Annotated in this window: 19 protein-coding genes, 2 tRNA genes and 1 pseudogene; 13 read left to right on the plus strand and 9 right to left on the minus strand. The window is 55.7% G+C overall.

The features are described 5' to 3' along the window. Positions 1-24: 24 nt before the first annotated feature. Positions 25-1254, plus strand: a complete 1230-nt coding sequence (gene purD, locus GCE01_RS01615) for a phosphoribosylamine--glycine ligase (protein ID WP_099210500.1) — start codon at positions 25-27, stop codon at positions 1252-1254. A 39-nt stretch (positions 1255-1293) separates the two neighbouring features. On the opposite strand, the gene GCE01_RS01620 is transcribed toward purD, so the two are convergent. Beyond that, positions 1294-2691: a hypothetical protein gene (locus GCE01_RS01620; protein WP_099210502.1), complete on the minus strand. Its 1398-nt coding sequence runs from the start codon at positions 2689-2691 to the stop codon at positions 1294-1296. Between the two features lie 158 nt (positions 2692-2849). On the opposite strand from GCE01_RS01620, the gene GCE01_RS01625 reads away from it, so the two are divergent. Then, positions 2850-4079, plus strand: coding sequence for a hypothetical protein (locus GCE01_RS01625; RefSeq protein WP_099210504.1), 1230 nt, complete (start codon positions 2850-2852; stop codon positions 4077-4079). 14 nt (positions 4080-4093) lie between these two features. On the opposite strand, the gene GCE01_RS01630 is transcribed toward GCE01_RS01625, so the two are convergent. From GCE01_RS01630 to polA, 3 genes are read right to left on the minus strand one after another with little or no spacing between them, the layout of a single operon-like run. Continuing rightward, positions 4094-5743 carry an ABC transporter substrate-binding protein gene (locus GCE01_RS01630; RefSeq protein WP_099210506.1) on the minus strand — a complete coding sequence of 550 codons (1650 nt, stop codon included), beginning with the start codon at positions 5741-5743 and terminating at the stop codon, positions 4094-4096. Beyond that, positions 5744-6352, minus strand: coding sequence for an SCO family protein (locus tag GCE01_RS01635; RefSeq protein WP_099210508.1), 609 nt, complete (start codon positions 6350-6352; stop codon positions 5744-5746). It abuts the gene before it with no gap. A 14-nt stretch (positions 6353-6366) separates the two neighbouring features. Beyond that, positions 6367-9156: a DNA polymerase I gene (gene polA / locus GCE01_RS01640; RefSeq protein WP_099210510.1), complete on the minus strand. Its 2790-nt coding sequence runs from the start codon at positions 9154-9156 to the stop codon at positions 6367-6369. 50 nt (positions 9157-9206) lie between these two features. On the opposite strand from polA, the gene GCE01_RS01645 reads away from it, so the two are divergent. Together GCE01_RS01645 and GCE01_RS01650 are read left to right on the plus strand one after the other, a co-directional pair. Beyond that, complete coding sequence (locus GCE01_RS01645; RefSeq protein WP_244591042.1) at positions 9207-10229, plus strand: alpha/beta fold hydrolase; 1023 nt, start codon at positions 9207-9209, stop codon at positions 10227-10229. A gap of 62 nt (positions 10230-10291) precedes the next feature. Beyond that, positions 10292-10368, plus strand: a tRNA-Arg gene (locus tag GCE01_RS01650). Between the two features lie 522 nt (positions 10369-10890). Here the strand turns inward: GCE01_RS01650 and GCE01_RS01655 are convergent. Continuing rightward, complete coding sequence (locus GCE01_RS01655; protein ID WP_099210514.1) at positions 10891-11142, minus strand: hypothetical protein; 252 nt, start codon at positions 11140-11142, stop codon at positions 10891-10893. A 64-nt stretch (positions 11143-11206) separates the two neighbouring features. Here GCE01_RS01655 and GCE01_RS01660 point away from each other — a divergent pair, with 64 nt between their 5' ends. From GCE01_RS01660 to GCE01_RS01680, 5 genes and pseudogenes are all read left to right on the plus strand, one after another. After that, positions 11207-11386, plus strand: coding sequence for a hypothetical protein (locus GCE01_RS01660; protein ID WP_099210516.1), 180 nt, complete (start codon positions 11207-11209; stop codon positions 11384-11386). 21 nt (positions 11387-11407) lie between these two features. Continuing rightward, positions 11408-11656, plus strand: a complete 249-nt coding sequence (locus tag GCE01_RS01665; protein WP_099210518.1) for a hypothetical protein — start codon at positions 11408-11410, stop codon at positions 11654-11656. Beyond that, positions 11653-12024, plus strand: coding sequence for a hypothetical protein (locus GCE01_RS01670; RefSeq protein ID WP_244591043.1), 372 nt, complete (start codon positions 11653-11655; stop codon positions 12022-12024). Before GCE01_RS01665 ends, GCE01_RS01670 begins: the two co-directional genes overlap by 4 nt. Before the next feature lie 97 nt (positions 12025-12121). Next, positions 12122-12477: pseudogene (locus GCE01_RS01675) on the plus strand (DUF3164 family protein). Between the two features lie 289 nt (positions 12478-12766). Next, positions 12767-13747, plus strand: a complete 981-nt coding sequence (locus GCE01_RS01680) for a GNAT family N-acetyltransferase (RefSeq protein WP_099210520.1) — start codon at positions 12767-12769, stop codon at positions 13745-13747. Between the two features lie 279 nt (positions 13748-14026). On the opposite strand, the gene GCE01_RS01685 is transcribed toward GCE01_RS01680, so the two are convergent. Further along, positions 14027-14839, minus strand: a complete 813-nt coding sequence (locus GCE01_RS01685; protein WP_099210522.1) for a mechanosensitive ion channel family protein — start codon at positions 14837-14839, stop codon at positions 14027-14029. A gap of 315 nt (positions 14840-15154) precedes the next feature. Between GCE01_RS01685 and fdhA the strand changes: the two genes are divergently transcribed. Both fdhA and GCE01_RS01695 read left to right on the plus strand, forming a co-directional pair. Beyond that, positions 15155-16348: a formaldehyde dehydrogenase, glutathione-independent gene (gene fdhA / locus GCE01_RS01690; protein WP_099210524.1), complete on the plus strand. Its 1194-nt coding sequence runs from the start codon at positions 15155-15157 to the stop codon at positions 16346-16348. A 77-nt stretch (positions 16349-16425) separates the two neighbouring features. Further along, the gene (locus tag GCE01_RS01695) at positions 16426-16995 is read left to right on the plus strand and encodes an NADPH-dependent FMN reductase (RefSeq protein WP_099211093.1); all 570 of its coding nucleotides are present in this window, start codon (positions 16426-16428) and stop codon (positions 16993-16995) included. A gap of 68 nt (positions 16996-17063) precedes the next feature. Here GCE01_RS01695 and gltB read toward each other — a convergent pair whose 3' ends face one another. From gltB to GCE01_RS01710, 3 genes are all read right to left on the minus strand, one after another. Continuing rightward, positions 17064-21584, minus strand: coding sequence for a glutamate synthase large subunit (gltB, locus tag GCE01_RS01700; protein WP_099210526.1), 4521 nt, complete (start codon positions 21582-21584; stop codon positions 17064-17066). After that, positions 21581-23014, minus strand: coding sequence for an NAD(P)-dependent oxidoreductase (locus GCE01_RS01705; protein ID WP_099210528.1), 1434 nt, complete (start codon positions 23012-23014; stop codon positions 21581-21583). Before GCE01_RS01705 ends, gltB begins: the two co-directional genes overlap by 4 nt. A gap of 177 nt (positions 23015-23191) precedes the next feature. Continuing rightward, a complete protein-coding gene (locus GCE01_RS01710; protein WP_244591044.1) occupies positions 23192-24148 on the minus strand; it encodes a complex I NDUFA9 subunit family protein in 957 nt (318 codons plus the stop codon). Between the two features lie 110 nt (positions 24149-24258). Between GCE01_RS01710 and GCE01_RS01715 the strand changes: the two genes are divergently transcribed. Together GCE01_RS01715 and GCE01_RS01720 are read left to right on the plus strand one after the other, a co-directional pair. Next, a tRNA-Leu gene (locus GCE01_RS01715) sits at positions 24259-24345 on the plus strand. 61 nt (positions 24346-24406) lie between these two features. Beyond that, entirely contained in the window at positions 24407-25051 is a 645-nt protein-coding gene (locus GCE01_RS01720; protein WP_099210532.1) for a ribonuclease D, read from the plus strand. Positions 25052-25056: the final 5 nt, after the last annotated feature.

The raw sequence follows: 25056 nt of genomic DNA on the forward strand, positions 1-25056 counted from the left end.
CGCAGATGAAAAAGGGAGAGCGGAATGCGCGTTTTGCTGGTCGGTTCCGGAGGGCGCGAACACGCCCTGGCAACATGTCTGGCGCGCTCGCCCAGTCTTACGGCCCTTTATGCGGCGCCTGGCAATCCTGGCATGGCGTCTTTGGCTACCTTGGTTCCCCTCAAGGTTGATGACGTCGCCGGTCTTGTCGCCTTCGCAAAAGAGCAGAAAATTGATCTGATCGTCCCCGGACCTGAAGCTCCTCTGGTCGCAGGTCTGGCTGACGCCTGCGCGGACGCTGGCATTCCATGTGCTGGCCCGACCAAGGCTGCAGCTCTGCTGGAGGGGAGCAAGGCCTTCACCAAAGAAGTGGCAGACGCTGCAGCCATTCCAACTGCAAAATGGGAGCGCTTTGAAGAAGAAGCTCCTGCCCTTGAATTTGTGCGCCGACGCGGCGCACCGATCGTAGTGAAAGCAGATGGACTAGCCGCCGGTAAAGGCGTCGTCGTAGCGCTGAGCGTGGAGGAGGCAGAGGATGCCATTCGCAAGCTGGGCATGCCGCTTGTGATTGAAGAATGCCTTGTGGGCGAAGAGGTCTCCCTTTTCGCATTCTGCTCTGACGAAAAAGCCGTTCTGATCGGTGCCGCACGAGACCACAAACGCCTCGGAGACGGCGATACAGGCCCCAATACGGGTGGCATGGGCGCTATTTCTCCGCCACCAGCTTTTGACCGAGCAGCTCAGGAAAAAGCCCTTGATCTCAGCGTTCGCCCGATGCTGGCAGAAATGGTTCGCCGGGGAACACCTTTCCGCGGTGTGATTTTTGCGGGCTTGATGCTGACCAGCGAAGGCCCGAAACTGATTGAATATAATGTCCGGTTCGGGGATCCTGAAGCACAGGCGTTGTTAATCCGCCTGAAGTCAGACCTGCTTCCCATTCTTGCAGCGCTTGCTGATGGCAATCTTGAACATGCCGCTGCCGAATTTTCGGATGAGGCTTCCATTTCTCTGGTGCTGGCCGCCAATGGCTATCCGGATGCCCCAAAGAAGGGAGGGCGCATCACAGGTATCGAACGTGCTGAAGCTGTTCCGGGCGTGTCAGTTTTCCATGCCGGCACAAAACTGGTCGATGGAGTGCTTGTCGCTGATGGCGGCCGCGTCCTGACCGTTTGTGCCAAAGCAAGCACCCCGGAAGAGGCACGCCGCCTTGCCTATGAGGGTGCCTCAGCCATTCAATGGGAAGACAAGATCTTCCGGACCGATATCGGCCTCTAGAAAGCCTGCTCAAGAAACAGGCTTTCTGTGTCTTCGGGATCAGGACGTGGAAAGGGCTCGCAGCGCATCGGTTGTTGGAAGAATTTTTATAAAGTTCAACCAGAACCCATGCGGGCCTTTCTGCTCCACCACGAATTCGGTGCATTCTGCAGGGAAATTTACCGCGTAAAAACGGAGTTCGCCTTTTTGCAGCAGAAAGCTGACGGGCATGACTTCGAAGCTGGATGCTACGTCCTTTCCCTTAACATCAAAATGGGATGTTAAATCAGGATCACGCGCAGCAAGGACAAGAGTGTATGCCCCACTCCCCCCAAGCGAAATCGGCAATGCTACCCCGTGATCGAAGAACATTGAGTGGCTTCGTTCGTAACTTGGCAGAGATGCGAAAACTCTCTCGGGAAACTCAGAATAAACCTGGGTAAGAGCCTGAGTTAAATCTGGCGACATTCCTTCGGACGCCAGATCGAAATCAATCCCCGTGAGAAGCTCACGCGCATCATCAACAGCATCCTCGCGCAGAACGGGATTATTGTAGATACGAGGGCAATGGAACAGTCGTGAGTAGACCTCAAGATCATTAATCTTACGAGATCTATGTCGCGAAAGGCCATTACTGATCTCTTCTTCTGAAATCATGCAATGGTAATCTTGAACAAGGTTTGAAACGATAAATTTTTCATTCATCTCTGTAACTGGATGAATAAACGTTTTTTCTGCTCCGTTAACAATTTCTTTTTCAAGATAAACAGGCGCCCAATCATACTGCCTCAAACTATCGCAGTAATGCGCGAGTTCTTCTGTTCTCATACCTGCACTGATAACTTCATGCGACATGACGGCTTCGCCAATTGGCCACGTCAGCAGGCCTTTTTCCCTCTTAAGAAATGACATTTCCAACCGTCTCTTCAGAATAAGCAAGGCTGCTCTTCTCGAAAAGAACGAGATACAGAATAACCCTTTATGGACATGTTGAGAGAGATCGTAATATCCCTCACAACTACCAGAATGAGCCCATGCATGGTTTTCGGCTTCAACATGCTTATAGACAGCATCAATATTTCTCGCTGCCATATCATCGAAGATGCTGTCGAGATCATTTAAAACCGCAACATCATTTTCGATTGAACATATATAATCGTACTCGTTATGATTCAAAATAAACAGGTTTTGGTGGTAATCTCCATTATACCAATATCCACCATAATTTCCTATTTCCGTACCCCAGGCGAGCCCAAGGCTTTCCACTTCGGAATAAGGAGCCAGAAATATATTTTCTACTTCCTGTATATGCTCGGGGATTTCTACTGTTCCCCTTGAATTGTCGTAAAGTATATAAAAATCTGATTTGTTAGAATATTTTTTACAGCGCTCGTAAGACCGCTGGATGACTGCATCCCAGTTATGGCACTTGAAGAGAACAGCGGTCTTTTTTCCCATGATAATTTATTCTTTCTCTCGGACGGTCATCTCATGCCTATCCCTTAACATGGCTGAAAATTTGTGAATATATGATCCGAATTCAATTTAATCTATCACGCGCCATGGTTCGGCATTAATTTTCGAGCCTTCCTGCACACCTGCGAAGAAGAACCTTTATGAGCACAATATATGAAGGCGATCATTACATTGTTCGTGCATTGGAAGGTACTGACGAAAAAAATATTATTGTTACCAGCTTTACCGGCGTAGGCGCTCCTGAAAGACACGACGGTACATTCTTTGGATATTCACTTGCAAAAAAACTCGATCTTCCTTGGGTAGGAATTATTGCCAAGCATGACTGCTGGTACAGGGATGGAGATTATCTGCAAGCGTTTAGCGCAGCTCTTCACTGGGTCCAGACCAGAAAGCAAACTTTGCACACACAGGATATTTCTCTTCTGGGATACGGCGTATCCATGGGAGCCTATGCTGTTATTAAATATTCCAGACTATTTAATTTTGACTATGTTATTTCCATGGCCCCGCAATGGAGCATTGATAAAAGCGAAGTCAGTCATCACTCCCACTTCCAGAATTTTTTCCAACCAATACTCAAATCCATGGGCATTCAGACCGAAGACACTCATGGAAAAATTTATGTTTTCTTTGACCCGTATGAAAAACCCGACGCCGAAGAAGTAAAACTTATACAACAGAAGACCCCTGCGTTTTCTGTTCCCGTCTGTCACGCAGGCCATATGGTGACGGCACGTCTCAAGGGCACGAAGATTTTCCAAAAACTCGTGAGCAACCTAGACAATCCCGCCGCAATCCGCCGTATTGCGGCACGCACTCGCAGAAATGCCCCTGAAAATATTTTCAAAATTCTTCGATATGCTCAGAGAAAAAGTCCACTCTGGGTTTTTCGCTTACTAACCTCTGACCATCCCGCCAATCGGGAGATCCTCGATCACTTCATGCGCCATCATGACGCTGACATGCGTACTTTGGCCGCTGACCTTGCCCGTGCTGGTCATTCTACGGAGGCGACACAGTTATTTCGTCAACTCGGGGGAAATTACCGTCAGGTTTTCACCCCTTCACATGTTTTGGCCTGGACCGGTGAGTTGCTGTGTTACGACATTGCCGAAAAAGCTTTCCTGCAAACCAAGCATCATATTCCCGAGCGTGGCGCACCAGTCATCCTGAATGACGATGGTCTTTACGCCTTTACACCCGCAGGCCTTATCCCATTAGCCTGCCAGACCCAGCAGGATGGTTTCTGCTTCTCGATCCATACCGAAAACGGGCATCTCTCTGCGCGTCCGGACGGAACAGTTGCGCCCGTCTCTCATGTCATGGACTGGGAAAAATTCTGCGTCCTGCAATATCAGCAGACTTAATCCGACACGCGGCCTTATTTTACCCAGACGTGAGAGAACAGCATGTGGCTAAGAAGCGTCGAGTAGTAATTCCCAAGCCTCTTTGACACAAAGTCGATTGTCTTCATCTGGATCATGGGGGCACCGGGCATTTGCCTCATGATCTCATGACCAGCATCCTGCCAGATTGGTGCTGCTAAAGCTGGTTCTGTCTGGGTTTTGGCACGCTCAAAAAGAGACTGCACATGCTGGTCACAAAAGCCGGTAAAATTCGGAGAAATGGCTGAATTCGGATGGTAATTATCGCATCCAAACAGATCGTCGAGAAACGTCGATGCTGAGGGATAATCTGCGAACCAGTAAGACAGACTAATCTGCACATGGTTGGCTGTATTCTGCTCGTAGGATTCTGCCAGCCCAGCTGTTATGGGACGGAGCTGTGCCTTGAAACCGATCTGCTGAAGTACATTTCGCAGATATGTTCCCATCCCAAGCTCAACGGCCCGGTTGGGAACCACCAGCGTTACGGTCGCCCCCTCTTCACCGGCCTCACGCACAAGCTTTCTGGCTCTCTCCAGGTCCTGTGGGCATGAAAGGCCAAGATCAGCGCCTGGAATGCCGTGTGGAACCATCTGGCAGAGGGGTTCGGAAATCGCGCCACCACCGAACAAAATGGTCATAGCATGTCGGTTCACAGCCATACTGACAGCCTGACGAACCCGCTGATCTGTGAACGGTTTTTCATGCACATTCATGGCCAGATAATACAGCCCCAGCAGCGGCTCGATATGAACCTGTGAGGTGTACTTCGCGCCGAGTTCACCCAAGCGGTCAGAGGGCTTGGCATCGAGCATCCAGTCATATTGGCCCTGCTCGACCGCAGTAATCTGCGCCTCGTCAGAGAGGCCAAAATTATACTCGATCCGGTCAGCAAACCCGTCTGTCTGGGCCTGCGGGTTCCAGACATGAAAGTAGGAGTTTCGCTCTAGCACAATCCCATGCTCGGGATCGTAATGCGTGATCCGATAAGGCCCTGTACCCGGAACCGTCTCATTCCCCACATCGTGCACAGACACTGACGCAGGCAGAATAACTGCGTGAGGGAACGCAAGCTTGTAGAGAAACTCTCCATCCGGATGAGCTAGATGGAATACGATTGTTCCGTCTGAATGCCCTTCCACACCCGGCAACGTGCAGTGATCCGGCGCATCCAGGCACTCTTTCGCACCGACAATCCCACCGTAGAATGAGGCCGCCGTCGGGCTGCCGACCCGATAGATCCGACGAAAAGACGCAACGACGTCCTCAACACGAACCGGCGATCCATCCGAAAACTTCAGACCGGACCGTAAATGAAGTGTCCATGTCAGCCCATCAGGGCTGATAGTCGGCATAGCGTCCGCAAGATCGGGAACGACCTCCAGCCCGGTAGGGCCACGCGCCTCTCTGAACGTCAGCAGGGGATCGTACATATTGACGAACACCTGCATGTACTGCGTGCCGTAATTAACCTGCGGGTCCAACGTCCCGCCGGGACCATCTGCGGTGAGCCGAAGCGTTCCACCTCTATGCGGGCTGCCCAGCGTCTGCCCGTCCCAGTCTGGAGGTGTCTGCTCCTGAGCAAACGCCGTCCCGGCCACGCCAAGTGAAAGAGCGAGGAGAAAGGCCGGGACACGCATTGCCATTTAGCGCTTTGACAGCTGACGAAGGCGGGCAATCAACGCATCTGCATCGCCAGTCGCATCGATTGTACCAGCATAGCGGGCGCTTGGATCCATGATAACGATCCGTGGAGCCGGAACGTAATGGTCACCCTCTTTCTGATCCGGAGCATGATACTCAGCCGTCATCGCCTTGATCATGTTCGGCGTACCTGTGAACGGCATCACATGGGGAGCAACCGGAATGACATAGTTTCTGAGGGCTTCATTTTCATCAAACGGGTCCAGAGACACCGCAAGCGGAGAGACACGGACGCCTTGTGCGTGCAGGGCCTGATACGCGTGCTCCATGCTTTTCAGCACCGGCTGGCAGCGATCTTCCGGGCAGTTGGTGTCAAAGAACCACACCAGAACCCAGGTTCCGTGGAAGTCCCCTTCCGTGACCGTGCTTTCCCCAAGGGAATCAAGACGGAAGCTGCCGCCAACTTCATTTCCGTTGGACTGTACCAGCAGCCCCGGTCCACCATGAGAGGCCAACTGGAAGCCGACCCCGGCCAGAACTGCCGCAACTGCCAGCACCCCCCAGATGATGCGATTGCTGATCCGCTTGCGGCGTTCGTGTTGGGTTTCCATGGTCGTTCAGTCTCTCAGTGTGCGTCAGCCCAGCTCGGGCCAATACCGGTTTCAACCTCAAGTGCCACATCCAGCTTGGCAGCACTTCCCATTTCCTGACGGACGAAATCCGCCAATGCCTGCGCATCCTGCTCCTGAACCTCGAAGAGCAGTTCATCATGCACCTGAAGCAGCATCTGCGCTTTCAGGCCCGTCTCAGGCAACTTTCTCGCCAGCCTCACCATGGCCCGCTTGATAATGTCAGCAGCACCGCCTTGAAGCGGCGCGTTAATCGCCTGACGCTCAGCATAAGACCGACGAGCGCCGTTCTTATCCTTGATGCCCGGCACATAACAGCGCCGACCAAACGGCGTCAGAACATAGCCATGTTCCTTCGCCTCTTCCTTGGTGCGCTCCATATAGGCGCGGATACCGGGATAGCGGGCAAAATACGCATCAATATAAGAGCGTGCTTCACCCGGCGAAATCTGAAGTTGACGCCCCAGACCGAACGCTGAAATCCCGTAAATAATGCCGAAGTTGATGGCCTTGGCCCGGCGACGGGTCAGCGGGTCCATGCCTTCGATGGGAATACCAAACACTTCGGAGGCCGTGCGGGCATGAATGTCCTGCCCCAGATGGAACGCCTCCAGCAAAGGCTCGATCTTCGCCACATGGGCCAGAAGTCGCAATTCGATCTGGCTGTAATCCGCAGACACCAAAACATGCCCCGGAGCCGCCACGAAAGCCTTACGGATCAGCGCGCCTTCTTCCGTACGGATCGGGATGTTCTGAAGGTTAGGCTCATTGGAAGACAGACGCCCGGTGGTCGTAATGGCCATCTGAAAGGACGTGTGAACGCGCTGCGTTCCCTGATCCATCTGCTCAACAAGCGCATCAGCATACGTGGATTTCAGCTTGGCCAACTGCCGCCAGGACAGGATCTTCTGCGGTAGGTCATGCCCCTGCTCCGCCAGTCCCTCAAGGACAGAGGAATCCGTCCCCCATGAGCCGCTTTTGGTCCGCTTCCCACCCGGAAGCTCCATTTCGTCGAACAGGATCTCACCAAGCTGCTTGGGCGACCCAACATTAAAACTGCGCCCAACCTGTTCGTGAATATCCTTCTCGATCACCGCCATACGCGTTTCAAAATCGGCCGACATACGCCGCAGTTCAACGGCATCCACCTTGATCCCAACGTCTTCCATATCCGTCAGGACTTCAATCAGAGGTCGTTCGATTTCTTCATACAAAGCCAGTGACTGACGAAGACGTAACTGGGGACGCAGAACCTGCCACAGCCGTAGCGTGACATCAGCATCTTCCGCCGCATACGCGGTCGCCTGATCCAGCGGCACTTCGGCGAACGGAATGCGCTTGCGCCCCGTTCCCGTCACAGAATCATACGTGATCGGTGTATGGCCAAGGTGAAGCTGCGACAGCTCGTCCATGCCCTGCCCGTGCTCTCCCGCAGACTGTGCATAGGAAATGAGCATCGTATCGTCGATCGGCGTTATTTCAGGCAGTCCAGCCTTGCGGAACACCGTCAGATCATATTTCGCGTTCTGGAAGATTTTCAGAACAGACGCATCCCGCATCAGAGGCGCAAGACGCTTCAGTGTTTCCGCACGATCGAGCTGCTGGTCGGTCGGATGATCGTCCGGCCCATCCTGCAACAGATCCCGCTTGCCTTCATGCAGGAACGGCACATAACAGGCCTTGCCCGGCGCAACAGAGAGCGACAGCCCGACCATATTGGCCTGACGTGCATTGAGACTGTCCGTCTCCGTATCAACGGCGACAACCCCAGCCGTTCGCGCCTCGGCAATCCACCGATCCAGCGTCTCGAAATCTGTAACCGTTTCATACGGTCCATAAGACGCTTCAGAGAGCGTCACGGTCGGTGCTTCACCCTCTGCTGGCGCTGCTTTGGGACGAGGCGTGGGCCTTGGCTTTGCCGCCAACCCGAGGCCCATCCGCTGGATTGTGGAATGGAAGCCCATCGTGTCGAGCCAGTCCCGGAGCGTTTCCTGAACCGGCTCGCGGCACCCCAGTTCCTCAATCGGCTGAGGCAACGGCACATCGTCGGCCAGCAGAACCAGCTTGCGAGACATCCGGGCGGCATCCGCAAATTCAATCAGGTTCTGGCGGCGCTTGGAGGCTTTCATGCCCTCCGCAGCATCCAGAACCTTTTCCAGCGTGCCATATTCATTAATGAGCTGGGCCGCACCCTTTGCGCCGATGCCCGGCACACCCGGCACGTTATCAGTAGAGTCCCCCATCAGGGCCTGAACATCGACAACCTGATCTGGCCGCACACCGAACTTGGCCTCTACTTCCGCTTCCCGAATCGGCTTCTGCTTCATCGGGTCCATCAGTTCGACGCCAGGGCAGATCAACTGCATCAGATCCTTATCGGATGAGATGATCGTGCAGCGTCCACCCCGCGCCACAACAGCCTTGGCGTAGCTCGCGATCAGATCGTCTGCTTCCCAGCCAGCCAGTTCAATCGACGGCACATTGAACGCCGCTGTCGCATCCCGGATCAGACCAAACTGCGGGCGCAGGTCTTCTGGCGGTTCCGGACGATGCGCCTTGTATTGAGGATAAATTTCGTTGCGGAACGTCTGACGACCAGCATCGAAAATGACGGCCAGATGCGTGCCAACATGATCGCGCAGCAACCGTGTCAGCATATTCGTGAAGCCGTAAACCGCATTGACCGGCACACCATCCGGGCTGCTCATAGGCGGGAGGGCATGGAATGCACGGAAAATGAACCCAGACCCGTCAACCAGAACCAGATGAGGCGTTTCAGACGGCACGAATATCTCCCTTCTCGCCCGGAAGGGCAGGACGTTCTAAAATCTTCGCGATGATAGGCTCATTCCCATCCGTTTCAAACCGCCTGTGGCGTCTTTCCTGCACCGTGGCCTGCTTTGCGGCCTGCACGCTGCTTCTCGGTGCCTGCACGCACCGGCCAATGCCTGACCTGCATCCGACAGCGAAAGAAACAGCCCTCATCCCCCCGGATGTGACGCTCAGCATGTCCGATGGCGCTCGCATTCCTTTAAGAATTTATCCCGCAATACACCCATTGAAGGCCGTTGTTCTGGCCCTTCATGGCTTTGGAGACAGCCGGGATGCGTGGGAATTCTTTGCACCGCCCCTGAGCGCGGCCGGCATCGAAATCGTCGCCCCAGATCAGCGTGGGTTCGGCGCCACACAGGACGCAGGTGGCTGGAGCAGCACGGCGCGCATGATTCAGGACACGCGGGAAGAGCTTGCGTGGCTCCGCAGGCGTTACCCGGGCGTGCCTCTCTATGTCATGGGCGAGAGCATGGGCGGAGCCGTCGCCCTGCTCCTTGCGACCGAGCCGCCACCAGAACTGTCCGGAACCATTATTCTCGCACCAGCCATCATGAAACTCGGTGAGCCCTGGCAGACCGTTCTGGATGGCCTCGATACAGTCGCGCCTCGCTGGAAACTGGATGGATCAGCCGTTCCCGGAGAGCGCGTTGCGAGCGATAACATCCGTGCCCTGCGACGCATGTATTTTGACCCGCTGACCCAGCATAGTTCGACCATTCATCCACTTTTGGGCCTGACCCATCTCATGGCAACAGCTTTCGACGACGCACCACGGGTCAGAACGCCCATGCTTATGATTTTCGGTGGTCGGGACCAGTTCGTTCTTCCGCCTTACACAGCACGTCTGTTGAGACGCCTTCCCAGCTCAGTACGACTGGACGAATTTCCGACGGCCCATCACCTGATGAGCCGGGATAAACGGATGACAGCACAGGACGTCACCTCATGGATTTTGACGCCTGAAAGCGCGCTCCCATCTGGCGGAGACGTGGCGGCAGCTCTCTGGAAAGCCACCGCACAACCTTGAACAAACAAAATTCTACTAAGGGCTTGGCAAGCCTATCCTGAACCGTCTATTGGAGACCCGACGGACCCGTAGCTCAGCTGGATAGAGCGTTGCCCTCCGAAGGCAAAGGTCACGCGTTCGAATCGCGTCGGGTCCACCACAAATCTTAAAAATTGCTATCTTCCACCAGTTTTCGGCAGGTTTGACACTTTCGAAGACAGGTTTGGCATTTCGCCTCAACCTTGACATCGCCGAACGTGCCAACGCCACCTGTTCGGTGGCCCGAGTATAGCGCGCTACTTCGGCCAAACTCCCATGCCCTGTGATGGCGACGATCTGGTGCATTGTACAGCCAGCCTCCGGGCTTCCGCCTCGCGCAGACCATGCGAATTGCATCTAGACAAAAGCCACGCCTGACAGCACCAGTCAATAAACCGATTGTAGAAGTTGTTCGCGGACATCGAGCGACGCTGCCCCGTATAAAACAACGAAGCCACCGTCTGTGTACTCGTGGAAAAAAATTCCACCAGGACGAGTTCTGGCAATAGCCAAACTAACAGGTATTCCGCCCCAAAAACTACGACCAGATCTATATGAAGGTTCGACATGAGCATTCTTCATACCCTCAAGGGTAAGCTCCGCTCATGCCACCGTCAGCAAGATGCAGTCTTGCTTGTAATCCTTAGTGCATCTCGCCTTCAGGCTTTTGAAGAAGCACCTGCGCAGCGTCGAGCAGGTCGCGTCCGAGTTCAGCCGCCGTCTGCGGCGAAAGCGAGAACTGCTCCAGCTTATCACCAGCCGGATAGTGTTCAGGAGATGTGGCAGCTTTTACCTGAAGCACCACGGCACCGTCCTGAATCACAACCGCACGGAAGCCCGTTACACTCGAAATATCGAGGTTTCCGTCTTCCTTCAGTTTCCATTCGTCAGCCATGTGTCTTTGCTCCGTTTTATAGTGAGGCGCGCAAGATGGCCGATCGCAGTGCGAGGGTGAAGCCATGAATCATGCCCCTGCCCTCAAGACAGCCACGCAACTAGCCGTCCGCGCGATAGGCGGCATTGATGCTGCAGCAGCGCTCACACGCGTTGGCCGTGCGCGGATCTCGGAATATCAGAACCGCAATTCCGCCACGACAGCCCCAATAGACGTGGCGATTGTGCTGGATGAGTTCGCCTAGGAACCATTCATTCTACAGGCGATGGCACATAAATTGTGCTATCATCTGACGCCGGTTCAGCTTGGCCACGGCGATGTGGTCGAAATCATGGAAGACGTCGCCGACAAGGCTAACGACACCGTGAAGACGACCATTCGCGTTTTGGCAGACGGCATTGTTACGGTCGAAGAAGCCCACAAACTGGGCCACGAACTGACCAAGCTCCGCCGCGTCGCGGAACACGCTATGAAGATCGTTCGCGGATTGGAAAAGGCAGGAGCTTCCAAATGACGCTCTCGATCCCTGCCACGTTTGATTGGGACAACATTCTGGCCATGGCGTTCCTCAAGGGGCTCCCCGCAGAACAGCGGGGCGTGTTTCACTCTCTCATGGACGCACTGAAAGCCGCTCGGGACGTAATGTTCCGCGTTGGCGGCCTTGCACCGGATGACGCTCAAGTTGCGCAAATGGCGTGCGAGCATGTCGATGTGCTGCAACGTGTACTGCCGGAACTCGAGTTCACACGCTTCATCCTGCGTGGTGAGGATGGCGTGCTCTATAGCCCTCACTTGGTAGAACGAACTTCAGATCCGCCGTTAGGAACGCGCTCAGACCCGCGCAGCCGAGCGCCACGAACGCACGACATGCCCGGATGCTAAGACTGAAGATCTGGACCGCTGCCGAGGCACGCCGCACCCGAGCAGTTGAGGCCAAGCGCAAGCGAGAACAGGCATGAGCCACAATCCTGACGATTACATGAAGGATTCCGCTGGACGCCTTGTCCCGCGTGCGAACGTGAAGCCGGAAGACCTGCTCAAAGACGAACTGGTCAAGAAGCTCTTCGAGCGTGCCCGCGCCATTCGTGAACTGGTGCGCCAGTTTCGTGAGGACGCGGACAGCGACATCCAGGCCTTTCTGGACCTTCTGGCTGAAAGCATGGAGCCAAGAAAGGCGGTGCGAAGGGCAATCTGACGCTGTCGACCTATAACCGCTGCGAGCGCATTACCATCGCCATCAGTGACACCATCACGGGTGGTCCTGAACTCCAGATCACCGAGCAATTCGAGATTATCGCCGGCACCCTACGTAGATGTATCGCATCTGAAGGATAGGAGAAAGTAAGCCTGAAAAGGGGCGAAACCCATGAGAGATCAGGTCCAATTCGGCCCTGTAGAAAATGGGCCCATAACGCCTGCAACAAATCGCGCATGAATCACGTCCAAAACCGTCGATGAGACTTTCGGTCCCGCTGTCAGCGCTTCACCTTTTTTGACCATCCTGATTGGTATGAAGCACTCTTCCACCAAGTGAAATTTGGCATAATTATTTTTTATATGAAACTGTCTGTTACTTTTTGTCGAATTGAGAAATAAATACCGAGCCTACAGCTCGAGTCACAGTATGAAGATGCTTACATCTCCCCTTCAGTTCACTCCGTCGCCTCTCCCCTCAGAGCATTCGATTTTTCATGAAAACTGGTGGCTTTCGGCGGCTACTGATGACCAATGCGACAGAATTGAAATTAAAAACAACGGCGCAATTGTTTCTGATTTCAGTTTTTACAAAAAAACGCATTTCGGGATGAAGTATATCATCCCACCGCCCTACACGCGTACTTTAGGGCCTCGGTTTTTTCTTCCTGCCTCAAAAGCGTTTCGTCGATCTCAAAAAATAAGAAACATCGTTTCTGAGCTCATAGAAGCCCTGCCAAAATACGATCATCTGAAAATCAGTCTGGACCCGTCAGACGAGGCCGCCTTCGCATTTTCTATCTCGGGGCTACAAATCAGAAATGCTTTTACATTCCGGGTCGACAAAAATACCTCTCCTTGTGTCGTTCTCGAACAATGCGATCAGAAAACGAGAAATCTCATTCGTTCAGCAGCACAAAAACTAGATGTTGTTCAGAGTACAGATATTGAAGACTTCATCCAGATGTCTTTGATTGACCAGCCACACTCGAAAAACAGTCACGATTTTCCAAGAATGACTAAGATTTTTGAGGCTTGCTTATTACGTAATCAAACATGCGTCTTAAGTGCGTATGGTGAGAAAAATCAGAGGGTGTCTTCGTGTGTTCTGATCTGGGACGATAAAAATCTCTATTTCTGGCAATCCGCGCGCGACCGTTCCTTTTCCACGCCAGGCGCGAACATGCTCCTGATCTGGGAAGCCCTGAAACTCTCAGCGTCCAAAAACCTGACTTTTGATTTTGATAGTTTTGCATCTGTTCGTGCTGCAAAAATGCTTGCCAGCTTCGGTCAACCTCCCGTTATCAGACCACAGGTCATCGGATCGTCAGTTCGGTATCAATGGGAGCGTGCTGCCAATTCAACTCTTATTTTTCTAAGAGATAGCTGGAAAAATAAATTGGCATCCTGAAGTCGGGGAATGAACACTCGAGATCAAGATTCAGGTTTGACACCCAACGTTTTACGCGTTGCTTGTCCGCGATAGAAATTTGATGGTTTGACCCGATAAGAAACTGTTTTTAAGAGCTTTATCTAGTACATTGGGTCCACACACCAATTTCAGAAACCGCCGTCTTAAACCGAGTGAGTTTTCCTGAGGAGAACAACGGCGCTGCATTCTTAATGGAACACGCTCCAAAGACCATAACGCGGCCTGCCCAGCATAATCCTGAACAGGCCTCGAAAAGGTTCAAGCAGCAGTGCGGGCCGTAACACCCAGACGGAAGCCTTCTTTCTTCAGTGCCTGAATGGATGCCTCAGAGTACCTGGCAACCAGCGGCGTTACGTTACCCGGTGCGCACCAGAAGCCAAGCGTAACGGCGACATTGGCCGGACGAGGCAGAAACGAAACGGATGGCGCGGGCGTTTTGAGAACCAGAGCGTCATTTTCAAACAGCCCCAGAAGCAGTGCACGAGCATTGTCGATATCGTCGTTGTAATCAATCAGCAGACTGACCGACGCCAGAAGCCGCTCTGACTGCGAGCTGTTGATGACAACATTGTTCGAGAGCGTCCCGTTTGGCACATAGACGATGTCATTGCTGGCATCCTGCAGTACGGTGCGGAACATCTCGATCGAAACAACCGTTCCGGTATTACCCGCTGCCGTAATGGAATCACCGACCTTGAACGGACGGAACAGCAGGATCAGCACGCCACCCGCAAAGTTGGCAAGACTGCCCTGAAGCGCCATGCCAACAGCGAGGCCAGCCGCGCCGAGAACCGCGACGAAGGACGTCGTTGCAATGCCAACCATCGAAGCAACGCTGATCAGCAGAAGCGCCTTCAGCAGCAGCCCGACGACACTGAGCAGAAAGCCCCTGAGAGTCGGCTCAATGTTGCTGGCGGCCATCATGCGGCCCATGCCGCGCGTGATCATGTTGATGATGGACCAGCCCACCAACAGCACGATAATCGCCAGAACAAGCTGCCCGACGTAACTCAGAAGAGTGGGAAGCCAGCCATAAAACTGTCCCCACAATGTATTGACGTGATTTTCCATGAACCCCTCTGTCGCTCGTTCAGTTGGCACAGCCGTGCCTACAGATGGATCACAGGGTAGTGGGCTTCCATGGGCGGCTTCAAGTCTGGCTTGAAAAGTTGGTCGCCTCTTAATTCACAAATCATCCGGCTCAGAAGGTGCCCGCAGGCGAAGGACAGGAATTCCCATCACGTTCGAGCGAGAGGCGCGTCTGTAGCCCTATGTCACGGTTCCAGAGCACGCGGCGAACGTTGAGGCCCTTGTACGACAACATTTCGTCGTGCCGGGCGACCCCGGCCGCAAGGGATGGCCGCTGCCCGAACCTGGAGAGAAGCCATGTCTGACGAAAACAGAGGGGTCGTTTATCTTGGCCCCAATCATGTTGAAGTCCAGCGGATCGATGACCCCAGAATGGAAACACCCGATGGCCGGAAGATTGACCACGGCGTCATTCTCAAGGTCGTCTCCACCAATATCTGCGGCTCCGACCAGCATATGGTTCGGGGCCGTACAACAGCGCCATCCGGGCTGGTCCTCGGCCACGAAATCACCGGCGAAGTCATCGAAACCGGATCGGATGTCGAGATGGTCCGCAAGGGCGATCTGGTCTCCGTTCCCTTTAACGTCGCCTGTGGGCGATGCCGATGCTGCCGGGAACAGCACACGGGCGTATGCCTGACGGTCAATGCGAGCCGCGCGGGTGGCGCCTATGGCTATGTGGATATGGGCGGATGGATCGGCGGACAGGCCCGCTACGTCATGGTCCCTTATGCCGACTTCAATCTGCTGCGCTTCCCTGACAAGGCTCAGGCACTTGAGCGCATCAGAGACCTCACAATGCTGACCGATATTCTCCCCACCGGGTTCCATGGCGCCATCAATGCCAAGGTGGGTGTGGGCTCAACGGTCTATATCGCAGGAGCAGGCCCTGTCGGCATGGCAGCGGCCGCGTCGGCGCGCATTCTTGGCGCTGCGGTTGTCATGATTGGCGATTTCAATCCTGAACGCCTCGCCCACGCGAAAGCGGTCGGGTTTGAGCCCATCAACCTCCAAAACCACGACAGGCTTGGTGACCTCATCGAACAGGTCATCGGAACACCAGAGGTCGACAGTTTCATTGATGCCGTCGGTTTCGAGGCCAAGGGATATGACGGAAAGGAACAACCAGCCGTCATCCTCAATCAGGCCATGGAAGTCACCCGTCCAGCCGGTGCCATCGGTATTCCGGGCCTGTATGTGACGGAAGATCCGGGCGCTCATGAAGCTGCGGCGCAGAAAGGCAACCTGACACTCCGGCTGGGTCAGGGCTGGGCCAAAAGCCAGTCGTTCCACACCGGGCAAACACCCGTTCTGAGATATAACCGGCAACTGATGCAGGCCATTTTGCATGGACGCCTGCCCATCGCAGATATCGTCAACGCCACCGTGATTTCACTCGAAGACGCGCCACGCGGCTACCATGATTTCGACAACGGCGCGCCTCGCAAATTCGTTCTAGATCCTCACGGGATGCTGAAAAACGCAGCCTGACTCCTGCTTTGTGTCATGATCCGTTTCCTATCGGGTCATGACAACAGGAAATGCGCCTCTTCGACGGAGACCAGTTCATGCCTAACGACACGCCCCTGCATTTCGTCACCCTGCTCGGAAGCCTGCGCAAAGCCTCCTTCAACGCGGCAGTTGCGCGCGCTTTGCCCGAACTTGCGCCCGAAGGGGTTTCCATCACCCCACTCGGATCAATCGGGGATTTTCCGCATTACAATGCGGATGTTCAGGACACAGGCTTTCCGGCCCCCGTTCTGGCCATGGCGGAACAGATCCGGGCCGCAGACGGCGTCATCATCGTGACACCGGAATATAATTATTCCATTCCCGGCGTACTGAAGAACGCCATCGACTGGCTCTCCCGCGTAGCGCCTCAACCTTTCAGTGGCAAACCTGTCGCCATCCAAACGGCGTCCCCCGGCATGATCGGAGGGGCCAGAGCGCAATACAACCTCCGACAGAATATGGTGTTTCTGGATGCATTTGTTCTTAACCGCCCAGAGGTCATGATTGGCATGGTCGCAGGGAAAGTAGATCCGGAAACGCTGAAACTCATAGACGAACCTACCTGCAAGTTCATTGCCGGCCAGATCGCCGCGCTCGTCACGCTGACCAGAAAACTCAAGTCCTAAGTCACAGCAAAAAAGCCCCGCACCAGAAACCTGATGCGGGGCTTTCAGACTTTAATCAATCGAAGCAATCAGGCTGAAAGCTTGGACAGGTCTTCCTGCACATAGCCAATGACCTTGGCATATTCGCGGGGAACGATGTGCCAGAACTGCTCCAGCGTGTGCTCCCAGCAATGCAGCAGGTCCGCGGCGTACGTACTGCCTGTTTCTTCCACATGCTGCTCGACCAGCGTGCGCAGTTCCACATCCCAGCGGCTACCCGGCTGCACGCGGTTCCACATCACCGTGTCCGGATTGATGCGGGATTCAAAGCGGTTCTTCGGATCAAGCACATAGGCCATGCCGCCCGTGAAGCCTGCACCGAAGTTATCGCCCGTCTCGCCCAGGATCACGACCTTGCCACCGGTCATGTACTCGCAACCGTTCGAGCCACAGCCTTCAACAACAGCCGTCGCACCGGAGTTACGGACGGCGAAACGCTCACCAGCCTGCCCAGCCGCAAAGAGCTTGCCACTCGTTGCGCCGTACAGGACCGTGTTGCCAATGATCGCGTTCTCTTCCGAACGCCACTGGGACGACGGAGATTGACGCACAACGATCGTCGCACCCGAAAGCCCCTTACCGACGTAATCGTTGGAATCGCCTTCCACGATCATCTTCAGACCCTGCACCGCGAAGGCACCAAGGGACTGACCAGCCGACCCGCGAAGCGACAGCGTGAGCTGACCCTCCGGCAGTTCATGCATCCCGAACTGACGGGTGATCATGCCGGAAATACGTGTCCCGATCGCGCGATGCGTGTTCTGCACGTTGTAGTGCAAGTGCAGCTTCTCACGACGCTCGAACAGCGGGATCGCATCGGCCACGATCTGCGCGTCCAGCGTTTCCGGAACCTCGTTGCGGCCCTCACGGGTGCAGTATCGCGCATGTTCACCCGGATCGGCCTGCACCAGCAGGGAGTTCAGATCCAGATCGTCCAGATAGTCCGCACCACGGGAGACCTGACGCAGCATGTCCGTGCGGCCAATGACGTCCTTCAGGGAGCGAACGCCCAGATCGGCAAGGATATGGCGAATATCTTCGGCAATCAGCGTGAAAAGGTTGATGACCTTCTCCGGTGAGCCCTCGAACTTCGCACGCAGCTTTTCATCCTGAACGCAGACGCCGACCGGGCAGGTGTTGGAATGGCACTGACGCACCATAATGCACCCCATGGCCACCAGCGCGGCCGTACCAATGCCGAACTCTTCCGCACCCAGCATCGCCGCCATGACCACGTCACGGCCCGTCTTGATGCCGCCATCCGTCCGCAGCACCAGACGATGACGCAAACGGTTGAGCATCAGAACCTGATGCGCTTCGGACAGGCCCATTTCCCACGGCAGACCCGCATAATGGATCGAAGACTGCGGGCTGGCACCCGTACCACCGGAATGACCGGAGATCAGGATGGCATCAGCCTTCGCCTTCGCCACACCGGCCGCAATCGTGCCTATACCCGTGCGGGCAACCAGCTTCACGGTGACGGTTGCCGTTGGGTTGACCTGCTTCAGATCATAAATGAGCTGGGCCAGATCCTCGATCGAATAGATGTCATGATGCGGCGGAGGCGAGATCAGCGTCACACCCGGCGTCGCATGACGCAGGCGACCAATCAGCTCCGTGACCTTGAAGCCCGGAAGCTGTCCACCCTCACCCGGCTTCGCGCCCTGGGCCATCTTGATTTCGATTTCGCGGCAGTCATTCAGATACTGCGCGGTCACACCGAACCGGCCAGACGCCACCTGCTTGATCGCGGAAGACGCATTGTCCCCGTTCGGGCGCGGCTTGGAACGCTCGGCGTCCTCGCCACCCTCACCAGAATCAGACTTCGCGCCAATCCGGTTCATGGCAATCGCCAGCGTCTCATGCGCTTCCGGGCTCAGGGCACCCAGCGAAATGCCCGGCGCGACAAGACGACGACGGATCTGCGTGATGCTTTCAACCTCGTCCACCGGGATCGGTGCATGAGGTGCCTTGAAGTCCAGCAGGTCACGGAGGGCGACCGGCGGCATCTGACGCACGGCATCGGCGTAACGGCGATACAGCGTATAGCTGTTGGCCGAAACAGCGCTTTGCAGCATGTGCACAAGCTGGCCGGAGAACGCATGCGTCTCTCCCTGACGACGCAGCTTGTAGCGACCACCGACCGGAAGCGCTTCAACCTTCTGATCCCACGCAGCCGCATGAGCCTTCAGGATGTTGCGGGCGATACCCGGTAGACCAATGCCGGAAATACGCGACGGCATGCCCGGGAAGAACTCGGCCACCAACGCACGGGACAGACCAATAGCTTCGAAATTGTAGCCACCGCGGTAAGCCGAGATGATGGAAATCCCGAACTTGGACATGATCTTGAGCAGACCCTTGTCCACCGCCTTGCGGTAACGTTCCATCGCCTCACGCATCGTCATCTGGCCAAACAGGCCACGACGCAGACGGTCCGCGATGCTGTGCTGGGCCAGCGCCGGATTCACCGTCGTCGCACCAACACCGATCGTCACGGCAATGGCGTGAACGTCGATGGCACTGGACGTCCGCACGTTCAGGGACGTGAACGTGCGCAGGGAATGACGCACAAGATGAACATGCACGGCAGCCGTCGCAAGGATCATCGGCACGGCCACACGATCCGGCCCGGTATTCTCATCCGTCAGGAACAGATGGGTGCAACCGCCACGGACATGATCTTCCGCCTGAACGCGGATGGACGCGATCGCCGCACGCAGCCCTTCTTCGCCGTCCTCAACCGGGAAAGTACAGTCGATCGAGGCTGCGTTCTCACCGCAGACTTTCCGCAGTTCATCAAACTCACCAACCGTCAGAACCGGGCTGGGGAGTTGAAGCAGATCGCACTGTTCCGGGCGCTCGTCGAGAATGTTCCCCAGATTGCCCAGACGCGTAATCAGGCTCATCACCCGCGTTTCACGCAGGGAGTCGATCGGCGGGTTCGTAACCTGGCTGAAGCCCTGACGGAAATAATGCGACAGGCCACGATAGATCTTGGACAGAACCTGAAGCGGCGTGTCATCCCCCATGGAGCCCAGAGCTTCGGCAGCCGTCTCGACCATCGGGTGAAGGATGGTTTCCAGCTCTTCATGCGTCAGGCTGACGGCCATCTGCTGGCGACGCAGCACGTCGGCGGCCATACCTTCCGGCTCGACCACATCCCGCACGATCGGCTCGATATTGCGGATGCGCTTGACCCAAGACTGGAAATCCTGACGGGAGGCCAGCATTTCAAGCAGTTCATCCGGCTGGTAGAGGCGACCTTCCTTGAGGTCGAGCGCCAGCGTCTGCCCCGGACCAAGGCGCCCGCGACGCTGAATACGCGCTTCCGGCACGCGAACCATGCCCGCTTCTGAACCCACGATCAGCAGGTTGTCATTCGTGATGGAATACCGCAGCGGACGCAGACCCGCACGATCCAGCCCCGCAATGACCCAGCGGCCATCCGTTGCACAGACCGCAGCCGGGCCATCCCACGGTTCGATGACCGCATTGCAGTAGCGGAACATGGCGCGCGCTGCGGGAGAAATCGCGGAGTTCGCGCCGCTGGACGCCGGAATGAGCATCATCTTGGCCATCGGCGCGCTGCGGCCACCGAAGGTCATGAGTTCGAAGACGTTATCCAGCGCAGCCGTATCTGAACCCGCAGCCTGCACGACCGGCTTCAGATCCTCCATATAAGGATCGAGAGCTGCGTTCGAGAGGCGCGTTTCGTGCGACCGCATCCAGTTGGTGTTGCCGGAGATCGTGTTGATCTCACCGTTATGCGCCACCTTGCGGAACGGCTGGGCCAGCTTCCAGGTCGGGAACGTGTTGGTCGAGTAACGCTGATGGTAGATCGCGAACCGAGAGACGAAGCGCTCGTCCAGAAGATCCGGATAAAAATCCGTCAGGTTCTCGGCAAGGAACATGCCCTTATAGATGACCGAACGGCAGGACAGCGAGCAGATGTACAGATCCACCTGCTGCCGGGTCGCCTGCTTCTCGATGCGACGACGCAGCACATAGAGGTCGCGCTCGAACTCGTCTTCCGAGCGAGCCAGCGTATTGCGGATCATGATCTGTTCGATTTCGGGGCGCGTCTGGTTGGCTTTCTCGCCAATGCAGGCCGTGTCGATCGGCACCTGACGCCAGCCGTAGATTCCGTAACCGAAGTTCAGAACCTCGGTTTCGATGATCTGTCGACCCGCTTCCTGCGACGCCAGATCCGTTTTCGGCAGAAACACCATGCCAACGGCAATGCGACCGTCGATCGTGTCATCGCTGGAGCTGTTATGAATGGCTTCCGCGAAGAAATCCTGCGGGATTTCGACATGGATGCCCGCGCCATCGCCCGTCTTGCCATCAGCATCGACAGCACCACGATGCCAGATGTTGCCCAGAGCTTCGATACCGGCCTTCACAACAGCGCGGGACGGCTTGCCATCCAGAGCAGCCACAAGGCCCACACCACAGGAATCGCGCTCCTGCGTCGGGTCATACAGACCTTTCAGGCGTTCTACGTTCTCAGTGTATTCGCGGATGAAATCGGTGTTCTGTGTCATTCCGCAGCCTCCAGCGCCAGGGTCTCGGTCAGAGAAAGGTGAATTGCATCAGCCGCATCACGGCCGTCCTTGATGGCCCAGACAACGAGGCTCGCACCACGGACAATGTCGCCACCAGCGAACACGCCCGGCAGGCTCGTCTGGAAACCGCCCGGCGGAACCGTCAGCGTGCCCCAGCGCGTCACGGCAAGCTCCGGCTGCTGCCACTGGCCCGGCAGGTCTTCCGGATCGAAACCCAGCGCGCGGATCACAAGGTCGCCTTCAATAATGGAATGCTGGCCCGTGCCTTCGATGGAACGGCGGCCCGTGGCATCCGGTGCACCAAGACGCATTTTCAGCACCTTCACACCTTCAACCGTGCCTTCGCCTAGAAACTCTTCCGGCGCAGCCAGCCACTCGAAGTTCGCGCCTTCTTCCTCGGCGTTGTAAACTTCCTGACGGGAGCCCGGCATGTTCGCACGGTCACGGCGATAAACGCAGGTAACCTTCTCGGCGCCCTGACGGATAGACGTCCGAACGCAGTCCATGGCCGTATCGCCACCACCGATGACAACAACACGACGGCCCTTGGCATGAAGTGCTGCATCTTCACCGGGGTCTTCGTCATATCCACGACGGTTCGAGGCCGTCAGGAAGTCAATTGCATCCACAACGCCGTTCAGGTCAGCACCCGGCACATCCACGGAGCGCGAACGATACACGCCCGTTCCAAGGAACACCGCGTTATGACGCGTCCGCAGATCATCCAGTGACGTCTCCCCCTCACCCGCACCGATTGGGGTGGAAAGGTGGAAGATGATGCCCTGCTCTTCCAGCAGCTTGTGACGACGGGCCACGACATGCTTTTCCAGCTTGAAGCTCGGAATACCGTACGTCAGCAAGCCGCCCACACGGTCCTGACGTTCATAGACATGAACCTCATACCCACGTGCCCGCAGACGCTCCGCACAGGCCAGACCGGCAGGCCCGGAACCCACGACGCCAACACTGACTTTGAGTTCACGATCCGGCAGACGCGGCTGCACCCAGCCCTGCTCAAAAGCATTTTCCGTAATAAAGCGTTCGACAGCACCGATCGTGACGCTCTCGAACCCCTTCTGGATCACGCAATTGCCTTCACACAGGCGATCCTGCGGACAGATGCGACCGCAGATTTCCGGGAAGGTATTGGTAGCCGAAGACATCTCGTAGGCTTCCTGCAAACGGTCTTCTGCCGTCAGCTTCAGCCAGTCCGGAATGTTGTTACCAAGAGGGCAATGCACGGAGCAGAACGGAATTCCACACTGAGAGCAGCGAGAGGCCTGCTCTTCAGCGCGGCTCATCGCAAACCCACGGTAAATCTCTCCAAAGTCTGCACGACGCTCGGCAGCGTCACGCTTCTCCGGAAGGATCTGTGGGTGATTGACGAACTGCAACATCCGTTCGGCCATGCGCCGTGTCTCCTAAAAACAGAACGCACGCCAAAGCGTACGAAATTTGTGGAATACCAGCTATTCCGTCAGTTTACGCGATAATAGTCAGCAATGCTTACCAATATAAAAAAACCGACCTCATAGCGTCACTTTTCTTGCGTGAGTGTCACATTTTATAGGTCCGATACGGACCAATCAGGCTTTTAGCTGGCGATAAAGCTTACAGATGCTTCCGTTCAGATACCCCGGAACCACCATTCCCAGTGATGCCGGATGGATTCCGAGTGTCTGCAAGGTCTCAGCCCCCGGCTGCACGACATTATCGACAGACATCATGGCCACCTGGTCTCGCGTCAGCAGATGGCCAGGCAACTTCTCCAGAACAGTCGCTTCAAGGCGGGCTACCACTTGCGGGATCGGGAGCAGAATTCTTTTACGACCCGACGCTTCGAGTACGAACGCCATAAGCTCACGCATACTCAGGATATCGGGACCACCGGCCTCAACCGTTAGACCTGCATTCTCCGGCTGCAGAAGTCGTAGCGCTGCTTCTGCAACATCTTCCACAAATACCGGCTGATAATATGTGCGACCGGCAAAAACCGGTAAAACAGGCGATAGCGCTGCGATCAAGGCAAACAGATTGAAGAAGCTATCATCCGTCCCGAACACCACAGACGGGCGAAGCAGACGCGCATCAGGAAAAACATCCCGTACGACACGTTCTGCAGCCGCTTTACTCCGACCATATGCCCCTGGAGACGTCAAAGAAGCACCGATGGCAGACATATGAACGTAGTGCTTCACACCTGCCAGATGAGCCCGCACAGCTGCTAGCCGAGCGCCCTCGACATTAATGCGATGCAGAGTCTGCACATCTGGCGTCATGACAGAGACAAGATTGACGACAGCATCCACACCATCAAACAGACGATCAAGCTGCGCTGCATCATTGACTGACGTTTTCAGGAACTCGACGCGCCCTGTTCCACGCGCCTTTCCAAGCCCCTGAATTTTTTCGGGATTCTGACTTCCCACACGAACGACATGCCCGGTGGCAACCAGCTTTCTCACCAGGCTGCGCCCAATAAAACCACCACCACCAATGACAGCGACCTTCTGCTGCCCCGCACCCGAAAAAAGTTTTTCCATTTCCCTGTTTTCTTTCATTCCAACTGTTGACGCTCTCATTCAGTCAATGTAAACGCCTCTTCACCAACCCGGGATGCCTCAGGAAACTGAAAAAACCCGGTGCTTTCTGAGCCCAGATGGCGGAATTGGTAGACGCGCAGGTTTCAGGTACCTGTGTCCGAAAGGACGTGGAAGTTCGAGTCTTCTTCTGGGCACCACAGACGGTCAGGTTCATACGAACCTTCCCCTCTGAGTTCATAAAAATTCGGTGACAACAAAATGAGCCAGCAGAACGCCATCCATCTTCATGACGGCGACCTGCCGGAAGATTTTGATATTGGCCCTGTTGTCGCCATAGATACCGAGACCATGGGTCTCAATCCCTACAGAGATCGCCTCTGCCTTGTGCAGCTTTCCGCCGGTGACGGTGAAGCACACCTCGTGCAGATCAAGCCTGTCTCCATGGGTGGCCGTGGCTATGATTGCCCTAACCTCAAAGCTTTCCTTTCGGATGACTCGATCACCAAGCTGATGCACTTCGCCCGCTTTGACGTGGCAGTGCTCCAGAAGGCCTTCGACATCACGATCTCTTCCGTCATCTGCACCAAGATCGCTGCCCGCCTCGTCTATACGTTCACGGACCGTCATGGACTGGCCTATCTGTGCCGCGACCTGCTTGGCGTCGAAATCAGCAAGCACCAGCAGAGCTCGGACTGGGGTGCTGAAACCCTGACGGACGACCAGAAGCGCTATGCTGCGTCTGACGTGCTTTATCTCCATGCCCTGTGGGACAAGCTTGAAGCCATGCTGATCCGGGAAGAGCGGCGGGAGCTGGCTCAGGCCTGCTTTGACTTCCTTTCAGCGCGCACCCGTCTGGATCTTCTGGGCTACGACGAGCCCGACATCTTCGCACACCGCGCGTAATCGCC

This window comes from Gluconobacter cerinus (assembly GCF_002723935.1).
GTDB lineage: Bacteria > Pseudomonadota > Alphaproteobacteria > Acetobacterales > Acetobacteraceae > Gluconobacter > Gluconobacter cerinus.

Coding starts and splice junctions, on each gene's coding strand:
- purD (WP_099210500.1), top strand. CDS start 25: ATGCGCGTTTTGCTGGTCGGTTCCGGAGGGCGCGAACACGCCCTGGCA.
- GCE01_RS01620 (WP_099210502.1), bottom strand. CDS start 2,691: ATGGGAAAAAAGACCGCTGTTCTCTTCAAGTGCCATAACTGGGATGCA.
- GCE01_RS01625 (WP_099210504.1), top strand. CDS start 2,850: ATGAGCACAATATATGAAGGCGATCATTACATTGTTCGTGCATTGGAA.
- GCE01_RS01630 (WP_099210506.1), bottom strand. CDS start 5,743: ATGGCAATGCGTGTCCCGGCCTTTCTCCTCGCTCTTTCACTTGGCGTG.
- GCE01_RS01635 (WP_099210508.1), bottom strand. CDS start 6,352: ATGGAAACCCAACACGAACGCCGCAAGCGGATCAGCAATCGCATCATC.
- GCE01_RS01645 (WP_244591042.1), top strand. CDS start 9,207: ATGATAGGCTCATTCCCATCCGTTTCAAACCGCCTGTGGCGTCTTTCC.
- GCE01_RS01655 (WP_099210514.1), bottom strand. CDS start 11,142: ATGGCTGACGAATGGAAACTGAAGGAAGACGGAAACCTCGATATTTCG.
- GCE01_RS01660 (WP_099210516.1), top strand. CDS start 11,207: ATGAATCATGCCCCTGCCCTCAAGACAGCCACGCAACTAGCCGTCCGC.
- GCE01_RS01665 (WP_099210518.1), top strand. CDS start 11,408: ATGGCACATAAATTGTGCTATCATCTGACGCCGGTTCAGCTTGGCCAC.
- GCE01_RS01670 (WP_244591043.1), top strand. CDS start 11,653: ATGACGCTCTCGATCCCTGCCACGTTTGATTGGGACAACATTCTGGCC.
- GCE01_RS01680 (WP_099210520.1), top strand. CDS start 12,767: ATGAAGATGCTTACATCTCCCCTTCAGTTCACTCCGTCGCCTCTCCCC.
- GCE01_RS01685 (WP_099210522.1), bottom strand. CDS start 14,839: ATGGAAAATCACGTCAATACATTGTGGGGACAGTTTTATGGCTGGCTT.
- fdhA (WP_099210524.1), top strand. CDS start 15,155: ATGTCTGACGAAAACAGAGGGGTCGTTTATCTTGGCCCCAATCATGTT.
- GCE01_RS01695 (WP_099211093.1), top strand. CDS start 16,426: ATGCCTAACGACACGCCCCTGCATTTCGTCACCCTGCTCGGAAGCCTG.
- gltB (WP_099210526.1), bottom strand. CDS start 21,584: ATGACACAGAACACCGATTTCATCCGCGAATACACTGAGAACGTAGAA.
- GCE01_RS01705 (WP_099210528.1), bottom strand. CDS start 23,014: ATGGCCGAACGGATGTTGCAGTTCGTCAATCACCCACAGATCCTTCCG.
- GCE01_RS01710 (WP_244591044.1), bottom strand. CDS start 24,148: ATGGAAAAACTTTTTTCGGGTGCGGGGCAGCAGAAGGTCGCTGTCATT.
- GCE01_RS01720 (WP_099210532.1), top strand. CDS start 24,407: ATGAGCCAGCAGAACGCCATCCATCTTCATGACGGCGACCTGCCGGAA.